A 16880-nucleotide genomic window follows, 5' to 3' on the forward strand; every position below is an offset into this window, starting at 1 on the left:
GGGCGCCGGCACCCGGGAATCGGCCGCCGGCCCGGGCGGGGCGGAACAGGGTTCGCCGCCCGCCCGTTATCCTGGCAAAGCTGCGCCATTCGGGCAGCCTGCCCAGCACGAGGATGACCCATGAGCCTGATCGGACGCATCGTCACGAAGATCCTCGGCAACGAGGATCGCCCCACGGTCCGCGACGACCGCAATGCGGATTCCAGCAACCTGGTCGGCCGGATCGTCACCAAGCTCCTGCGCAAGTAGCCCTTGGGCAGAACTCCCGCGCGGGACTCTCGCGCATAACTCTCGGGCGGACCTCTTGCGCATCCGCGGCCCGGCAGCCCCCGCGCTGCCGGGTGCGGGCCGGCCCCGGGCCGGTCTATTGCGCGGCGGCCGTGATCGTCTTCACCAGGGGCGCCGCCGGCACCGTATGCTCCCAGAAGGCCCCCGTCCGGGCCTTGTCGTAGCCCGACTGGTAGAGCTGGCGCATGTAGCCGGTGTCGAACCCGCGCGCGGCCGAGGCCGTCGGCGCGCGCTCGTCGATATAGGTGAGATTGAACCCGATCCGGTTGGCGCGGGTGAACGCGTAGGTGGTGGCGAGCGCCGCCCGGCTGCGGGCGCGGCTGCCCGTGGTGAAGGAGCGCTCGACGATCGACAGGGTGTTGTTCCGGGTGACGTCGAATTCCGGCTCGAGCCGCCCGTTGATCACCACGTAGATGTTGGCCCGCCCGTTGGTGCGCAGGCGTCCGTCGCGCAGCAGGAACGACTGGGGCAGGGTGAAGACCGGCGTCACCACGGAGCCGTCCACGTGCAGTTCCTGGAACGCGGCGTTGCCCGCCTGCACGTCGATGAGCTGGGGCGGGAACACGGCCGGGATGCTGGCCGAGGCCGTGAGCACGTCGCGGAACAGGTCGACCGCGTTCGGCGCGCCGCTCGACGCGATGGCGCCCATGTTCCAGATGACGGCGCGCTGCGAATCGAGGTTCGTCGTCACGACGAGGAGGCGGCGCCCCTTGGCGTGTTCGGCCGCGACCGCGGCGAGCAGGTCCGCCGTGACGTAGCGCCCGATCAGGTCGCGCAGGCGCCCGTCGCCGAACAGCCCGGACCCGAACAGCACGTTCGTCAGGCTCGGCGACTGCACCAGCGTCTCGGCGACGCCGCTGGTGTAGAACTCGGTCAGGTAGGCATCGTAGGCCGGACCCAGGAAGGCGAAGGGGGCGATCAGCGCGCCCGTGCTGACGCCCGAGACGAGGGAGAATTCCGGCCGGGTGCCCGAGGCGGTCCAGCCGTTGAGGACGCCGGCCCCGTAGGCCCCGTCCCCGCCGCCGCCGGACAGGGCGAGGTAGGTGAAGGCCTGGCGCCGCGCCTCAGGCCGGCCGGCCATCTCCGAGAAGGTCTCGGTCGAGGCATCCGCGAAGGCGCGGGCGGCCGGGATCCCGGGCACCGTCGCGAAGGCGCCCTGCTCGGCCGTGTAGGGAATGCGCGGCACCGAGGAGCAGGCCGCCAGGTGCCCCGCCAGCCCGAGCGCGAGCACGCCGCGCGACCATCCAAATCGACGTGACATCACGATGTTCCAGCGCTCAGCCTTCGACCCCTCAACCGAACGAGCTTGGCCATTCTAGCGTTCCGATCGAAGCTGAGCAATTGACACGTTCGCGATCGTGCTGATGCAGACGGGCCACACAATCCGGCCGCGACGCCCCGCGACGGCGCGGCCGGGGCCTTTGACGGTGGAAACACCCACCCGTACGGCCAAGTCCGATCGTCGACTCTTGCATCGTCCACGAGGCCTCTTGTAGGCTCGCCCCGTCGCCTGCGGGGTCACCCGTGGCGGCCATCACCAGTGGCGCATACCGACGGATCTCGCACCGGCAGGCCCTGCACCGACGCGTCACGCGCGCGGTCTGCGGTGCGCCTCGCGCGCCCGGTTCCGCGCCGATCCTGCCGGGGGCAGAAGCGGTGATCGCAGCGTTCGGAGGGGGCGACGATGGAAGCAGGCCTGAGCTGGACGGACGAGCGCGTCGATCTGCTGCGCCGCCTGTGGGAAGACGGCCAGAGCGCCAGCAAGATCGCTGCGCAGCTCGGCGGCGTCACCCGCAACGCCGTCATCGGCAAGGTTCACCGCCTCGGTCTGGCAGGCCGGGTGAAGCCCCTGGCCGGCGCCCCCGTCGTGGCCCGCAAGCGCTCCGCGCGCGAGGCTGAGGCCGAGCCCGCCACGGCCGCCGAGATCGCCGCCGAGGCGCCCGAGCCGATCGCGATCACCTCGCACCGCCCGGCTCCCGATTTCCCGCCGGCACCGCCCGCCGCCGCCGTCGATACCGTGCCGCTCGCGGTCTCGGAGCGCGTGACGATCATGGACCTTCGCGAATCGATGTGCCGCTGGCCGATGGGCGATCCGACCACGCCGGAATTCCGCTTCTGCGGCGGCCGCTCCATCACGGGGCTGCCCTACTGCACCCACCACGCCCAGATCGCCTACCAGCCGGCGGCCGAGCGCAAGCGCGACCGCCGCGTCGCGGGCTTCCGCTGACCGGCTGACCCGCGCGGCCTCGCGATCGGGACCGAAAGGGCCGGTTCCGCCGCGGCGGAACCGGCCCTTTCGGTGTTCGGAGGAGCGCATCGTCCGGGCCGCCGCCGCGACGGGCGCCGGAGGTCGGAGGGATGGCGCGCGCGCTCGGGCCGGGGCGGTCCCTGCCCGGCCGGGCGAGGCCCTAGGCGGCGCTCGCGAACATCTCGTCGAAGGAGTAGCCGGAGCCGCGCACGGTGCGGATCGGGTCCGACTGGCGCGGCCGGTTGATCGCCTTGCGCAGGCGCCCGACATGCACGTCGACCGTGCGCTCGTCGATGTAGACGTCGTGGCCCCAGACGCCGTCGAGGAGCTGCTCGCGGGAGAAGACCCGGCCGGGGCTCTGCATCAGGAACTCGAGGAGCTTGAACTCGGTCGGTCCGAGATGGATCTCGCGCCCCGATCGGCGGATGCGGTGGCTGACCCGGTCGAGCTCGATGTCGCCGGCGACCAGGAGGTTGGCCACGTGCGCGGGCTTGGCCCGGCGCAGGAGCGCCCGCACCCGGGCGAGCAGCTCCGGCACCGAGAACGGCTTGACGATGTAGTCGTCCGCCCCCGTGCCGAGGCCGCGGATGCGGTCGCCCTCCTCGCCCCGGGCGGTCAGCATGATGATCGGCAGGCGCTCGGTCTCGCGTCGCGCCCGGATGCGGCGGCAGAGCTCGATCCCGGACAGGCCGGGCAGCATCCAGTCGAGCAGGATGAGGTCGGGAAGCTGTTCCTGCAGGCGAAGGTCGGCCTCGTCGCCCCGCGCGGCGGAATCGACGGCGTAGCCCTCGGCTTCGAGGTTGTAGCGGAGCAGGAGGGTCAGCGCCTCCTCGTCCTCGACGATCAGGATTCGGGTGCTCATGCTCACGTGGTGGTCCGCCGCGGCCGTCTCGGTTCGGGTCTCAGGCCTGTGGGCTGATCGTGGCGTAGTTCGAGGCGTCGTTCTTCGGGCGCTCGGCGGTCAGGGTCTCGCCGGTGGCGAGGTAGTGGATCGTCTCGGCGATGTTGGTGGTGTGGTCGCCGATGCGCTCGACGTTCTTGGCGCAGAACAGGAGGTGCGTGCAGAACGAGATGTTGCGCGGATCCTCCATCATGTAGGTCAGGAGCTCGCGGAACAGCGAGTTGTAGAGGGCGTCGATGGCGCCGTCGCGCTCCCAGACGTCGTGGGCGGCGACGGTGTCCTGGGCCCCGTAGGCGTCGAGCACGTCCTTGAGCTGCTCCTGGACGAGGTCGCTCATGTGCTGCACGCCGAGCACGATCTTCTGTGGCTGGGCCTGGTCGCTGATCGCCACCACGCGCTTGGCGATGTTCTTGGCAAGGTCGCCGATGCGCTCGAGGTCGCCCGAGACGCGGATCGCCGAGACCGTCTCGCGCAGGTCGATGGCCAGCGGCTGGCGGCGCGCGATCAGCAGCACCGCACGCTCCTCGATCTCGCGCTGGAGCGCGTCGAGGCGCTTGTCGGCCACGATGACGTTCTGCGCCAGCACCGTATCCCGGCGCACCAGCGCGTCGCTCGCGTCGGTCATCATCTTCTCGGCCACGCCTCCCATCTCGGAGATCGAGCGGCGCAGGTCCTCGAGATCGTTGTCGTAGGAGGAGACGATGTGTTCGGACATGATCGCTGGTCCTCGATCGGCCCGCGGGCCGGGATCGTGGTGAAGGGAGGAGAGCCCCGGCGGCGCCTCAGCCGAAGCGGCCGGTGATGTAATCCTGGGTCTGGCGCTTCTCGGGGTTCATGAAGATGCGGTTGGTGGGCCCGAACTCCACGAGCTCGCCCAGATACATGAAGGCGGTGAACTGCGAGATGCGGGCCGCCTGCTGCATGTTGTGGGTCACGATGGCGATCGTGAACTCGTTGCGCAGCTGCTCGATCAGCTCCTCGATCCGGCCCGTGGAGATCGGGTCGAGCGCCGAGGTGGGCTCGTCGAACAGGATCACCTCCGGGCGCTGCGCCACGGTGCGGGCGATGCAGAGGCGCTGCTGCTGCCCCCCCGAGAGGCCCATGCCGGATTGCTTGAGCTTGTCCTTGACCTCGTCCCAGAGGGCCGCCTTGCGCAGCGATTCCTCGACGCGCAGGTCGAGCTCGGCCTTCGGCAGCTTCTCGTAGAGGCGCAAGCCGAACGCGACGTTGTCGTAGATCGACATCGGGAAGGGCGTCGGCTTCTGGAACACCATGCCGACGCGGGCGCGCAAGTCGTTCAGGTCGACCTTCTGGTCGAGGATGTTGCGGCCGTCGAGCAGGATCTCGCCCTCGGCGCGCTGCTCGGGATAGAGGCTGTAGATGCGGTTGAAGGTGCGCAGCAGGGTCGACTTCCCGCAGCCCGAGGGCCCGATCAGCGCCGTGACCTGGCGGTCGCGGAAGTCGAGGTTGATGCTCTTCAGGCCGTGGAAGGTCCCGTAGTAGAAGTTGAGGTTCTTCACGGCGATCCGCACCGGTGCGGTCTCGTCGGCCTGGCTGCGCCCGCTGAGCTGGGCGGTGGTGATCGCGGGAGCGGCGTTCATCGCGGTGTCCTTCGGGAAGCGGGCGGGAGCCGGTTCGGGCTCAACGGGCTTTGGGGTTCTTGATCACGAGGCGGGCCACGACCGAGAGGGCCAGGATCGTGACGGTGATGAGGAGCGCGCCGGACCAGGCGAGGCTCTGCCAGTTCGGGTAGGGCGAGAGGGCGAACTGGTAGATCATCACCGGCAGGTTCGCGACGCCGCCCATCAGGGTGGGGCTGAACCAGGAATTGTTGTTGAGGGCCGTGAACAGGAGCGGCGCGGTCTCGCCGGCGATGCGGGCCAGCGCCAGGATGATGCCGGTCACGATGCCGGCCGAGGCCGCCCGCCAGGTCACGCTCAGGATCACCCGGGAGGGCGGCGCGCCGAGGGCCGCGCCGGCCTCGCGCAGGGACCCCGGCACGAGGCGCAGCATGTCCTCGGTGGTGCGCACGATCACGGGGGTCGCGATGATGGCGAGCGCCACGCCCCCGGCCCAGCCCGAATAGGTCCCCATCGGCCGCACCATCAGGGTGTAGACGAACAGTCCGATCAGGATCGAGGGCGCCGAGAGCAGGATGTCGTTGAGGAAGCGGATCAGGTCGGCGAGCTTCGAGGTGCGGCCGTACTCCGCCAGGTAGGTCCCGGCCATCACCCCGATGGGCGTCGCCACCACGATGCCGATCAGGGTGAGGACGAGGCTGCCCAGGATCGCGTTGGCGATGCCGCCGCCGTCCGAGCCGGGCCCCGGCGTCGGCTCGACGAAGAGGCCGGGCGAGAAGCCCTTCACGCCCTCGAGGATCAGCATCAGGAGGATCGAGCCGAGCACCACGGCGCCGATCAGGGTGGCGACGAGGCAGGAGACGCGGAGCACCCGGTCGGCGATGCGCCGTCCGGAGCGCACGCGGATCGGGGCCGCGGCCCGGACGTCGCTGAGGGGGTTGGTGGCATCCATCGGGAGATCCTCAGGCGACCTTGACGCGGCGCACGAGCAGGCGGGCGATGATGAGGACGACGAAGGTGATCAGGAACAGGATGCAGCCGAGCGCCATCAGGGCGTTGAGCTGCATGCCGTCGGCCTCGTTGAACTCGTTGGCGATGCGCGAGGCGATGGTGGAACCGGGGTCGAAGATCGAGCTCGAGAGCCGGTTGGCGTTGCCGATCACGAAGGTGACCGCCATGGTCTCGCCGAGGGCCCGGCCGAGGCCGAGCATGATCGCGCCGATGATCGAGACCGAGGCCTGGGGCACGAGGACGTGGCGGACCACCTCCCAGGTGGTGCAGCCGATGCCGTAGGCGCTCTCGCGCAGCATGGTCGGGATCTGGTCGAGCATGTCGCGGGTGATCGAGGCCACGAAGGGCACGATCATGATGGCCAGGATGATGCCCGCCGTGAGGATGCCGACGCCGGAGGGGACCCGGGCGTAGAGCAGCGTGCCGACGATCGGCAGGCCCTCGACGAGGTTCGAGACCGGCACCTGCACGAAGCGCGCGAAGAGCGGCGCGAAGATGAACAGGCCCCACATGCCGTAGATGATGCTCGGGACCGAGGCGAGGAGCTCGATCGTCATGCCGACGGGCTTGCGGGCCCAGCCGGGGCAGAGCTGCGTCAGGTAGACGGCGATGCCGAGGGAGAGCGGCACGCCGATCATCAGGGCGAGGAGCGCCGAGGCGAGGGTGCCGATGATGGCCACCAGCGCCCCGTACTGCTCGGTGCCGATGTTCCAGGCGCTCGAGGTCAGGAAGCCGAAGCCGAACTCGCGGAAGGCCGGCCAGCCCCCGTAGAAGACCGAGATCAGGATGCCGACGAGCACGAGGAGGACGAGGAGCGCCGATCCGAAGGCGGCCCCCCGGAACAGGGCGTCGAGGCCCGGGCTCGGCCCCTTGCGCAGTCGCGATTCCGTGCGCGCGAGCGCGATCTGTTCAGTCAAGGCGGTCATCCGCGATTCTCTTCACCGGGTGGCGTGTTAGCGCGCGGCGGGGCTCGACGCGAGCAGGGACCGGTTTGCCCGAGGGGCGGGCCCGCCGTGGCGGCGCCCGGCCCGCGCACCCGGCCGAAGCGGCCGGGTGGTCGGTTTCGGGAGGCCGCGTTGCGGTGCGGCCTCGGGGGTTCGGGGCTCAGGTCGACGCGACCCGGATCACATGTTCAGGACGGGCTTGCCGTCCTTGCCCTTCACCTGCTTCCACTCCTCGTGGATCAGGCCGACGACGTTGTCGGGGAGCGGCACGTAGTCGAGGTCGGCGGCGAGCTTGTCGCCGTTCTTGTAGGCCCAGTCGAAGAACTTGAGCACGTCGGCGGACTTCGCCGGATCGGCCGCATCCTTGTGGACGAGGATGAAGGTCGCGGCGGTGATCGGCCAGGCCTCGTCGCCGGCCTGGTTCGTCAGCGAGATGCCGAAGCCCGGGGCGCTCTTCCAGTCGGCGCTCGCGGCGGCGGCCTGGAACGCCTTGTCGTCCGGCTGCGGGTACTTGCCGGCCTTGTTCTGGATCAGCGTGTGGCTGAGCTTGTTCTGCTTGGCGTAGGCCGATTCGACGTAGCCGATCGCGTTCGGGACCTGCTTGACGGTGGCGGTCACGCCCTCGTTGCCCTTGCCGCCCTGACCGGCCGGCCAGCTCACCGTGGTGGCGGCGCCGAACTCCTTCTTCCAGGGCTCGGAGACCTGGGAGAGGTAGGTGGTGAAGATGTTCGTGGTGCCCGAGGCGTCCGAGCGGTAGACCGGCGTGATGGTCGCGTCGGGAAGCTTCACGCCCTGGTTGAGGGCAGCGATCTTCGGATCGGACCACTTGGTGATCTTGCCGGCATAGATGTCGGCGACGAGCTCGCCCGTCAGCTTCAGCTTGCCCGGCTCGACGCCGGCGATGTTCACCACGGTGACGACGCCGCCCATCACGGTCGGGAACTGGACGAGGCCGTCCTTCTCGAGGGCCGGGCCCTTGAGGGGCGCGTCGGTGGCGCCGAAATCGACGGTCTTGGCCTGGATCTGCTTGATGCCGCCGCCGGAGCCGATCGACTGGTAGTTGAGCCCGGTGCCGGTGTCCTTGCGGTAGGCCTCGGCCCACTTGGAATAGACCGGGAACGGGAAGGTCGCCCCGGCGCCCGTGATGTCGCCGGCGAGCGCCGGGAAGGCGATCTGGGCCGTCGCGAGGCCCAGGGCGAGCGCGTAGGTAAAGGGTTTCACATGCGTCTCCGTTAGCTGTCGGGCGCAGAGTCCGGCGCGGCACCCATGAGGACCGGCCCGGGGCCTGCACCGACCCGCCGACATCCGGCTGCCGCACGCCTTAACGCCTCGACGGTGCGGCTCTATGACGGCGCCATGACAGAGCGATGACAGCGGCGGCCGGCCGGGACGCCTGCGCAGTCCCACCCCGGAGGTTCCCGCGATCCGGCGCCGGCCCCTGGACCGGCCGGCCCGACGCGAGGCGAGGCGACGCGAGGCGACGCGCCATGGCACGGTTTCCCGTGCTCGCGCGTTCCTTGCAGGATCCGGAAGTTCGGCGGCCGGCCCCGCGGCCGCGCTGGCCGGGTAGAGGACGATGCGCACCGTGAGCAACGAACCGCAGGCCGGGCCGCTCGGCACGGCGGATCCCGAGGAAGCCGCCTACCTGGCGTTGCATGCCGAGCGGGAAACGATCGAGCGGAGCCTCGCGCTGGCGCAGGTCCGCCAGCGCTTCGGTGCGAATGCGGACGAAGTCGAGCGGGCCCATGTGGAGGAGCGCGAGCTTCTCCTGACCCTGGACCGCCTGATGACCCGGATCCGCGCCGCGGAGTACAAGCGCCAGCCCGGCGCCCGGCGCTGGTAGGCGGCCGGCGGGCGCATGGCCGGTGCGTGGCGCCCCGACGGGGCGCGGGCGCCCTCAGCCGGCGCGGCGGCGGTCGCGCTCCTTGTGGCGCAGCCGCAGGAGCAGGTCGATCTGCGCGTCGGGGATCGGCTGGTTCTCGACGCTGCCCTCGTAGACCGAGCGCAGGGCATGGCCGAGGCGGTACTGCGTGTCGACGCTGAGCACGGGCACCGGTCCGCCCTGTTCGGGCGCGGAGGCCTCGGACTTGCCGGACAACTGAGCCATCGTCTCCCCCCCGAGACCTGATCACCGGCCCCGCGCATCGCGACGGCCCGCTTGATCGGATCACTCTCGGCCCGGATGGTTAACGAAGCGTTACCTTTAATCCCCGGGTAAGTTTAATATTCCGTGTCAGGCCGAGGCGCTCTGGAGCAGGCGGGCGGCGGCCGCCCGCGCCTCGTCGGTGACCGTCGCGCCGGCGAGCATGCGGGCGATCTCCTCGCGCCGCGCCTCGACGGGGAGGGAGGCGACGCGGGTGGCGACCCGGTCGCTGCCCTTCACCGGATCCTTGGCGATGAGGAAATGCGTCTGGGCGCGGGCCGCGACCTGGGGGGCATGGGTGACGGCCACGACCTGCACGGTCTCGGCGAGGCGCGCGAGGCGGGCCCCGATCGCGTCCGCGACCGCGCCGCCGACGCCGGTGTCGATCTCGTCGAAGATCAGGGTCGGGGCCGAGCCCTTGTCGGCCAGCACGACCTTGAGCGCCAGCATGAAGCGCGAGAGCTCGCCCCCGGAGGCCACCTTCATCATCGGCCCCGGGCGGGTGCCCGGATTCGTCTGCGCCCAGAACTCGACCCGGTCGATCCCGGCCCCGTCGCGGGAATCCGGATCGGTGGCGATCTCGGTGATGAAGCGGGCGCGCTCGAGCTTCAGCGGCGGCAGCTCCGCCTTCACGGCGGCGTCGAGGGCCTTGGCGGCGCGCTTGCGCCCGTCGCTGAGCTTGGCCGCCGCCCTGGCGTAGGCGGCCTCCGCCTGGGCCAGCACCGCCTCGAGGCCGGCGAGGGATTCCTCGCCCGCATCGATCGCCGCGACATCCCCGACATAGCGCTCGCGCAGGGCGGCCAGGTCGTCGGCCGGGACATCGTACTTGCGGGAGGCGGCGCGCAGGGCGAACAGGCGCTCCTCGACCCGCTCGAGCTCGCGCGGGTCGAACTCGGTCTCGGACACCGCGGCGTCGAGGACGCTGCGGGCCTCGTCGAGGGCGACCAGCGCCGCGTCGAGGGCCGCGATGCAGGGATCGACGAGCGCCGGCAGCTGCGTGGCCCGGCGCTCCAGCTTGCGGATCGCGCTCGAGAGATGCGCGCTGCCCGAATTCGGGCCGCCCACCGCCTCCAGGGCCTCGTTCAGCTCGCGCGCGACCTTCTCGCTCTGCTGCATCACGGTGCGGCGCTCGGCCAGCGTCGCCTCCTCGCCGGCCTGCGGATCGAGGCTTTCCAGCTCGTCGACGGCGTGGCGCAGGAAGTCGGCTTCCTTGCGCGCCGCCTCGACCCGGGCCCGCTGCTCGGACAGGGCCGTGCGGGCGTGGCGCACGCGCTTGGCGGCCTCGGCCACCGCCGCGGCCGGGGCCTGCAGTCCCCCGAAGGCGTCCAGGATGGCGCGGTGCGTGGTGGGATCGGCGAGGGCCCGGTCGTCGTGCTGGCCGTGGATCTCGACGAGCGCCGCCCCGATGGCGCGCAGCACCTGCACGCCCACCGCCTGATCGTTGACGAAGGCCCGGGTCCGCCCGTCCGCCATCTGCGTGCGGCGCAGGATCAGGTCGCCCTCGGTGTCGATCTCGGATTCGGCCGCGATCAGGCGGGCCGGATGGTCGAGGGGCGCGTCGAACACCGCCGTGATGCTGCCCTGGCCCTCGCCGTGGCGCACCAGGCGTCCGTCCCCGCGCCCGCCGAGCGCGAGCGCGAAGGCGTCGAGGAGGATCGACTTGCCCGCGCCGGTCTCCCCGGTCAGGACGCTCAGCCCCTCGCGGAAATTCAACTCGAGCTTGTCGATCAGAACGATGTCGCGGATCGCAAGCTGCACGAGCATGCCGCGTCGGTGGCCTCTTCGAACTGGGTCGCCGTCATGTAGGGGGAAGTCGCGCGGACTTCATCCCCGAAATCGCGCCCGGCCGGCCCTCGCGCGAAGGCCCGCCGCCCGAACGGGAGGCGGGCGAGGCGGCGTCGGCCGGCCTCGCCCGCGGGTGGGTCCGTCGCCGGGCCGTCGGGGCGCGAGAGGCTCCCGGCGCGAGGTTCCGAGGGCGAGGCTCCGGGGGCGAGGCTCGCGCCGCCCTTGCGCCTACTGCGCGGAGGCGGTGCGGCCGGTGATCGACGAGAACGCCTTGCTGAGCCAGGAGGACTTCTCCTCGCGGGGCTCGAGGCCGCCGTTCTGCAGGAGCGCGTGCGCGTCCTTGTACCAGGGACTGTCCGGGAAGTTGTGGCCCAAGACCGCGGCGGCGTTCTGCGCCTCCTGGGCGATGCCGAGCGCCATGTAGGCCTCGACCAGGCGCTCCAGCGCCTCCTCGGTGTGGCGCGTCGTCTGGTAGCGGCTGATCACGTCGCGGAAGCGGTTGATCGCGGCCGGGAAGTTGCGGCGCTCCAGGTAGAAGCGGCCGACCTCCATCTCCTTGCCGGCGAGCTGGTCGCGGGTGATCTGGATCTTGGCCTTGGCGTCGGAGGAATACTCGGAGGTCGGGTACTTCTGCACGAGCTCCTGCAGCGCCACGAGGGCCTTCTCGGAGCGGTCCTGGTCGCGGGTAACGTCCGGGATCTGCTTGTACTGCGACATCGCCATCAGGTACTGGGCGTAGGCCGCATCCTTGCTCGCCGGATGGCGCTGCAGGTAGCGCTTCGAGGCGTTGATGGCGTCGTCGTACTTCTGGCCCTCGTAATTCGCGTAGGCGGTCATCAGCAGCGCCTTCCGGGACCAGTCGGAATAGGCGTACTGCTTGTCGAGGTCGCCGAACTTCTTGACCGCGCCCTCGTAGTCACTGTCCTCCATCTTGGCCAAGCCCTCGCTGTAGAGCTTGTCCGCCGGGACATCGGGGATGACTTCGGGCTTGTACTTCTCGGCGAAGGGATTGATCGAATCGAGGGCGTCGCAGCCGCCGAGACCGAGGCTCAGCGCCGTCAGGAGCACGGCCGCCAGGGCACCGCGGTTCGGATAGGTGACAGGCATTTGCGGTCCATTCCCCAACAGGCGCGGCCATGTCGTCGCAAAGACGCGCGCCGTCAAGCCATCACGAATGTCATTCGAAGCGGTGGGCATCCTGCCACGGCGCGAAGGCCCTGGTCCTCCGCGACGGTGCCGCTCTTCACAGACGATTCACCGTGACGTGCAATTCGGGCGCGAAAACGGCGGTCGCGGGGCGCTGGCGATCGCAGGCCGGGTGTGGCTTGCGGGCTACAGGTCGCCCGCGAAGGCGGCGATCCCGAGGCCGACGCCGAACTCGGCGAGGGCGCTCTCGCGGCGGCTGCCCTGGGCCTCGATGATCGCGTAGTTGGCGCGGTCCGAGAACAGCGCGGTCAGCACGCCGACATTCATCCGGTGGCCGCCGCAATAGGAGCGGTAGGCGCCCTGGAGGGGCAGGCCGGCGAGCGCGAGGTCGCCGACCGCGTCGAGGAACTTGTGGCGGACGAACTCGTCCGCGAAGCGCAGGCCTTCCGGGTTCACCACCGCGGTCTCGCCGACCGCCACGGTGTTCTCCAGGGAGGCGCCGAGGGCGAAGCCCGCCTTCCAGTAGCGCTCCACGTCCTTCATCATCCCGAAGGTGCGGGCGCCCGCGATCTCGCGGCGGTAGGCGGCGGGGGTGAGGTCCATGGCCTTGCGGCTGCGGCCGATCACCGGGCTCTCGAAATCGATCTCGACGTCGAGGCGGAAGCCCCGGTCGATGGGGCGGAGCTCGGCGAAGGCCCGGTCGACCTCGATCCGGACGGGGCGGAGCACCTTGATCCAGCGGCGCGGGGCGCCGCACTGGGCGAGGCCGACCGCGTCGATCGCCTCGACGAAGGGACGCGCGCTGCCGTCGAGGATGGGCATCTCGGGCCCGTCGATCTCCACGCGGGCGTTGTCGACACCGAGCCCGTAGAGGGCGGACATCAGGTGCTCGATGGTGGCGACGGCCCCGGAGGCGACGTCGCCGATGACGGTGCAGAGTTCGGTAGCGGAGACGCAGGCGTGGTGGGCTTTGATGAGCCGGTCGTTGCCGGTGGGCATCCCGGTGCGGAGGAAGGCGACACCGTGGTTGGCGGGGGCGGGGCGGATCGTGATCTCGACCGGGTTCCCGGAATGGACGCCGATGCCGCGCAAGGCGGCCGGGCCCTTGAGGGTAATCTGTTGGTTCGTTCGCATTCCTTAGCCCTCGGCCGCGATCAGGCAGCACACCGCACCAGGCGATGTGCCCTGCCCTTCAGATCCGTCCGCTGCTTGAAGCCCCTGCGCGCGCTGACGGCGAAACCGCCGCGCTTTCTCGTTCCGGAAATTTGTATAGCTGCGCTCAAAAGCCCGGCCAAATCACGGATTCTTACGCTGTGTTACAGACACGCTTTCCGAGCACGAATCCGAAAGCGCTTTTTGCTCAATGTTTTAACAACATGTTAAACCCGGCCCCTCGCGGCGCCGGGTTTGTTGCGCAAAAGCCGCAAGCGCGTGGTTGAACGGGCAACGGACCACCCCGGTCCGGCCGGCCTCCGGCGCTCCGGGCGGCGCGGCGAAGGGTCGGCAAAGGATCGGTGACGGGCCGGCGCGCCCGGCAGGGCCCCCGCGGAGGGATCCGCGGGGGCCGCTCCGGCCCGGCCTTCGGGACCCGGGCGTCAGTTGGCCTGGCGGCGCAGGAAGGCCGGGATCTCAAGCTGATCGTCGTCCATCATGCGCGGCTGCGGCGCCAGGCGGCCCTGGGCGTCGAGGTTGCCCTGGGCCGGGCGGTAGCCCTGCGGCGCCGGGGGCGCCGGGGCGCGCTTGGCGTAGTCCGGCGCGGCCGGGGCCGGCGGCAGGGCGTGCTGCTGGGGCGCGGGGGCCCGGGCCGGCGCCGGCACGGGGGCGGCCTCCGGCTCCTCGCGGCGGCCGCCGAAGCCGACGGTGGCGAGGCGGCGCAGCAGGGTCATGCGCTTCGAATCGGCCGGCGCCTCGGCGGGCTCCTCGCCGCGGCTGGCGCGGATCTGGGCCTGCCCGATCGGGGGCAGCTCGTGGATCTGCGGCATGCGCGGGGCGCGGGCGAGCGGGGCGGAGGCCGGGGCCGCCGGGCGCGGCGGCACGAACGGGCCGGCGTTCAGGGGCTGGGCGGGCTCGGGCTGCGGCGCGGGCGGGGCGGCGTAGGGCATCGCGACGCGGGGCTGCGACTGGGTCAGGACGACGTCGTCGCGCACCACCGGGGCTTGGGGCTCCATCCGCAGGTCGTGGCGGACATCGTGGCGCATCTCGTGCGCGCCCATCGCCTCAGGGGCCGCCTGGCGGACCGGGGGCTGGGGCGCGGGCGCCAGGGCCTGCGGCATCGGGGCGGGCTCGGGGGCCCGGGCGGCGGGGGCCGGGTAAGAGGCGCGGGCGCGGGCCTCGGCCCGCAGGCGCTCGGCGACCTCGGCGATGCGCTGCTCGGTCTCGGCGATGGCCGGGTTGTTCGGCGAGTTCGCGGAGATCAGCGCCGGCTCGATGCCGGTGGCGACGACCGAGACGCGGATGATGCCGTCGAGGCTCTCGTCGAAGGTGGCGCCCAGGATGATGTTGGCGTCCGAATCGACCTCCTCGCGGATGCGGGTGGCGGCCTCGTCGAGCTCGTAGAGGGTCAGGTCGTTGCCGCCCGTGATCGAGATCAGCAGGCCGCGCGCGCCCTTCATCGAGACGTCGTCGAGGAGCGGGTTGGCGATGGCGGCCTCGGCGGCGCGGTTGGCGCGCTTCTCTCCGCTCGCCTCGCCGGTGCCCATCATGGCCTTGCCCATGCCGCGCATGATCGCCCGGACGTCGGCGAAGTCGAGGTTGATCAGGCCTTCCTTGACCATCAGGTCGGTGATGCAGGCGACGCCCGAGTAGAGCACCTGGTCGGCCATCGCGAAGGCGTCCGCGAAGGTGGTCTTCTCGTTGGCGACCCGGAACAGGTTCTGGTTCGGGATCACGATCAGGGTGTCGACGGAGGCCTGCAGCTCCTGGATGCCGGCCTCGGCGGTGCGCATCCGGCGCACACCCTCGAACTGGAACGGCTTCGTCACGACGCCGACCGTCAGGATGCCCATGTCGCGGGCCGCGCGGGCGATGACGGGGGCCGCGCCGGTGCCGGTGCCGCCGCCCATGCCGGCGGTGATGAAGCACATGTGGGCGCCCGAGAGCTGGTCGCGGATCTCGTCGATGACCTCCTCGGCCGCCGCCGAGCCGACCTCGGGATGCGAGCCGGCGCCGAGTCCCTGCGTCACGCCGAGACCCATCTGGATCACGCGCTCGGCCTTCGAGGAGGTCAGCGCCTGCGCGTCGGTGTTGGCCACCACGAACTCGCAGCCGAGGAGCCCCGACTCGATCATGTTGTTGACGGCGTTGCCGCCGGCTCCGCCGACACCGAAGACGGTGATGCGGGGCTTCAGTTCCCGGATGTCCGGCGCCTGCAGAGAAATGGCCATGGTGTCGAGCCTCTCGTGACTTTCGGGTTTGTGTCTGGCGTCCAGAAGCCGGCGCCGATGTCTGCGATTTGCGCGGACGCCCGGGGGCGACCGCGCCTAACTCTCTAGAAACTCTCGCGAATCCAACGACCGACGCGCGAGAAGTAACCGTCCGTTCCAGTGCCCGCGAAGGCGCCCTGCCCCCGCGGCTCGAAATGCTCCGCATGCGCGACCTGCGGGTAGACCAGCAGCCCGACCGAGGCCGAGAAGGCCGGGCCCTTGGCGGCCTCGGGCAGGCCCCGGATGCCGAGCGGGCGGCCGATCCGGACCTGTCCCTGCATCACCCGGCGGGTGACCTCGGGCAGGCCGACGAGCTGGCTGGCGCCGCCCGTGAGCACCACCCGGCGCCCCGCCTGGGCCGCGAAGCCCGCATTGCGCAGGCGGTCGCGGACCAGCTCGATCACCTCCTCGACGCGGGGGCGGATGATGCGCACGAGCTGCGAGCGCGGCACGTGGGTGGGCGCGTCGCCCTCGTCCTCGCCGACCCCGTGGACCGCGATCATGTCGCGCTCGTCGGAGGCCGTGGCGATCGCCGAGCCGTAGAGGGTCTTGAGCCGCTCGGCCGCGGCGACCCGGGTCGAGAGGCCGCGGGCGATGTCCATCGTGACGTGGTGGCCCCCCACCGCGATGGCGTCGACATGCACGAGGTGGCCACCCGAGAAGACGCCGACGCTCGTCGTGCCGCCGCCCATGTCGACCACGGCGACGCCCATCTCCGCCTCGTCGTCGACGAGGGCCGAGAGCCCGGCCGCGTAGGGCGTGGCGATCACCGCCTCGACGCCGAGGTGGCAATGCTCCACCGCCAGCATCAGGTTGCGGGCGGCGGCCGCCTCGCTGGTGACCACGTGCAGGTCGACCCCGAGGGCGTCGCCGATCATCCCCGAGGGGTCGATCACCGCGCCCTGGCCGTCCAGCGCGTAGCCAGTCGGCAGGGCGTGGAGCACGGCGCGGCCGGGGCTGACCCCGTGGGCGCTCGCGGTCTCGAGGACCCGCTCGACGTCGGAGCCCGTGACGGTGCCGGTGCGCACGTTCACGCGCGCCTCGAAATGCTGCGAGGCGAGGCGCCCGCCCGACATGTTGACGATGACCGACTGCACCTCGACCTTGGCCATCCGCTCGGCGGCGTGGACCGCCTGGCGGATCGCCCCCTCGGCGGCTTCGAGGTCGACGATGGCGCCGCCCTTCAGCCCGAGGGAGCGCTGGTGGCCGATGCCGATGATGCGGGCGAGATGCGTGCGCCCCCGCAGGGTCGAGAGCGCCTCGGCCGGCTGCAGCTCGGCGATGAGGCAGACGACCTTGCTGGTGCCGATGTCGAGGACCGACAGCGTCGTGCTCCGCCGGGCGGAGAGCGGCTTCAGTCTCGGCGTGAGGCCGTGGTGGCTGTGCATCGAACGCTACCGGGGGAAAAGTTC

The 16880-nt window shown here is 71.1% G+C and carries 16 protein-coding genes; 3 read left to right on the forward strand and 13 right to left on the reverse strand.

Annotated features, from left to right (window positions below):
• Positions 1 to 120: 120 nt before the first annotated feature.
• Entirely contained in the window at positions 121 to 249 is a 129-nt protein-coding gene (locus F6X51_RS20820; protein ID WP_150965598.1) for a TFIIS helical bundle-like domain containing protein, read from the forward strand.
• Positions 250 to 364: 115 nt separating this feature from the next.
• Here F6X51_RS20820 and F6X51_RS20825 read toward each other — a convergent pair whose 3' ends face one another.
• Positions 365 to 1549, reverse strand: a complete 1185-nt coding sequence (locus tag F6X51_RS20825; RefSeq protein ID WP_150965599.1) for a patatin-like phospholipase family protein — start codon at positions 1547 to 1549, stop codon at positions 365 to 367.
• 423 nt (positions 1550 to 1972) lie between these two features.
• Here F6X51_RS20825 and F6X51_RS20830 point away from each other — a divergent pair, with 423 nt between their 5' ends.
• Positions 1973 to 2515 carry a GcrA family cell cycle regulator gene (locus F6X51_RS20830; protein ID WP_150965600.1) on the forward strand — a complete coding sequence of 181 codons (543 nt, stop codon included), beginning with the start codon at positions 1973 to 1975 and terminating at the stop codon, positions 2513 to 2515.
• Between the two features lie 181 nt (positions 2516 to 2696).
• Here F6X51_RS20830 and phoB read toward each other — a convergent pair whose 3' ends face one another.
• From phoB to pstS, 6 genes are all read right to left on the reverse strand, one after another.
• Positions 2697 to 3398, reverse strand: a complete 702-nt coding sequence (gene phoB / locus F6X51_RS20835) for a phosphate regulon transcriptional regulator PhoB (RefSeq protein WP_150965601.1) — start codon at positions 3396 to 3398, stop codon at positions 2697 to 2699.
• A 40-nt stretch (positions 3399 to 3438) separates the two neighbouring features.
• Positions 3439 to 4152, reverse strand: coding sequence for a phosphate signaling complex protein PhoU (gene phoU / locus F6X51_RS20840; protein WP_150965602.1), 714 nt, complete (start codon positions 4150 to 4152; stop codon positions 3439 to 3441).
• A gap of 67 nt (positions 4153 to 4219) precedes the next feature.
• The gene (pstB, locus tag F6X51_RS20845) at positions 4220 to 5038 is read right to left on the reverse strand and encodes a phosphate ABC transporter ATP-binding protein PstB (protein WP_150965603.1); all 819 of its coding nucleotides are present in this window, start codon (positions 5036 to 5038) and stop codon (positions 4220 to 4222) included.
• A 40-nt stretch (positions 5039 to 5078) separates the two neighbouring features.
• On the reverse strand, positions 5079 to 5969 hold the full coding sequence (gene pstA, locus F6X51_RS20850; RefSeq protein ID WP_150965604.1) for a phosphate ABC transporter permease PstA: 891 nt from the start codon (positions 5967 to 5969) through the stop codon (positions 5079 to 5081).
• 10 nt (positions 5970 to 5979) lie between these two features.
• Complete coding sequence (gene pstC / locus F6X51_RS20855; RefSeq protein ID WP_150965605.1) at positions 5980 to 6954, reverse strand: phosphate ABC transporter permease subunit PstC; 975 nt, start codon at positions 6952 to 6954, stop codon at positions 5980 to 5982.
• A 198-nt stretch (positions 6955 to 7152) separates the two neighbouring features.
• Positions 7153 to 8193, reverse strand: coding sequence for a phosphate ABC transporter substrate-binding protein PstS (gene pstS / locus F6X51_RS20860; protein ID WP_150965606.1), 1041 nt, complete (start codon positions 8191 to 8193; stop codon positions 7153 to 7155).
• Positions 8194 to 8557: 364 nt separating this feature from the next.
• Between pstS and F6X51_RS20865 the strand changes: the two genes are divergently transcribed.
• Entirely contained in the window at positions 8558 to 8815 is a 258-nt protein-coding gene (locus F6X51_RS20865) for a hypothetical protein (protein ID WP_246696924.1), read from the forward strand.
• A gap of 54 nt (positions 8816 to 8869) precedes the next feature.
• Here F6X51_RS20865 and F6X51_RS20870 read toward each other — a convergent pair whose 3' ends face one another.
• The 6 genes from F6X51_RS20870 to ftsA all read right to left on the reverse strand — a co-directional run bounded on the left by F6X51_RS20870 (position 8870) and on the right by ftsA (position 16856).
• The gene (locus F6X51_RS20870) at positions 8870 to 9079 is read right to left on the reverse strand and encodes a hypothetical protein (RefSeq protein ID WP_150965608.1); all 210 of its coding nucleotides are present in this window, start codon (positions 9077 to 9079) and stop codon (positions 8870 to 8872) included.
• 126 nt (positions 9080 to 9205) lie between these two features.
• Positions 9206 to 10879, reverse strand: coding sequence for a DNA repair protein RecN (gene recN / locus F6X51_RS20875; RefSeq protein ID WP_150965609.1), 1674 nt, complete (start codon positions 10877 to 10879; stop codon positions 9206 to 9208).
• A 249-nt stretch (positions 10880 to 11128) separates the two neighbouring features.
• Positions 11129 to 12007 (reverse strand): outer membrane protein assembly factor BamD, encoded by an 879-nt coding sequence (locus F6X51_RS20880; protein ID WP_150965610.1) that lies wholly within the window; start codon positions 12005 to 12007, stop codon positions 11129 to 11131.
• A gap of 225 nt (positions 12008 to 12232) precedes the next feature.
• Complete coding sequence (gene lpxC, locus F6X51_RS20885; protein WP_150965611.1) at positions 12233 to 13180, reverse strand: UDP-3-O-acyl-N-acetylglucosamine deacetylase; 948 nt, start codon at positions 13178 to 13180, stop codon at positions 12233 to 12235.
• A 461-nt stretch (positions 13181 to 13641) separates the two neighbouring features.
• Positions 13642 to 15429, reverse strand: coding sequence for a cell division protein FtsZ (gene ftsZ, locus F6X51_RS20890; RefSeq protein WP_150965612.1), 1788 nt, complete (start codon positions 15427 to 15429; stop codon positions 13642 to 13644).
• A 104-nt stretch (positions 15430 to 15533) separates the two neighbouring features.
• Positions 15534 to 16856 (reverse strand): cell division protein FtsA, encoded by a 1323-nt coding sequence (gene ftsA, locus F6X51_RS20895; protein WP_150965613.1) that lies wholly within the window; start codon positions 16854 to 16856, stop codon positions 15534 to 15536.
• Between the last annotated feature and the right edge of the window lie 24 nt (positions 16857 to 16880).

It is taken from the genome of Methylobacterium planeticum, assembly GCF_008806345.1.
Lineage (GTDB): Bacteria > Pseudomonadota > Alphaproteobacteria > Rhizobiales > Beijerinckiaceae > Methylobacterium > Methylobacterium planeticum.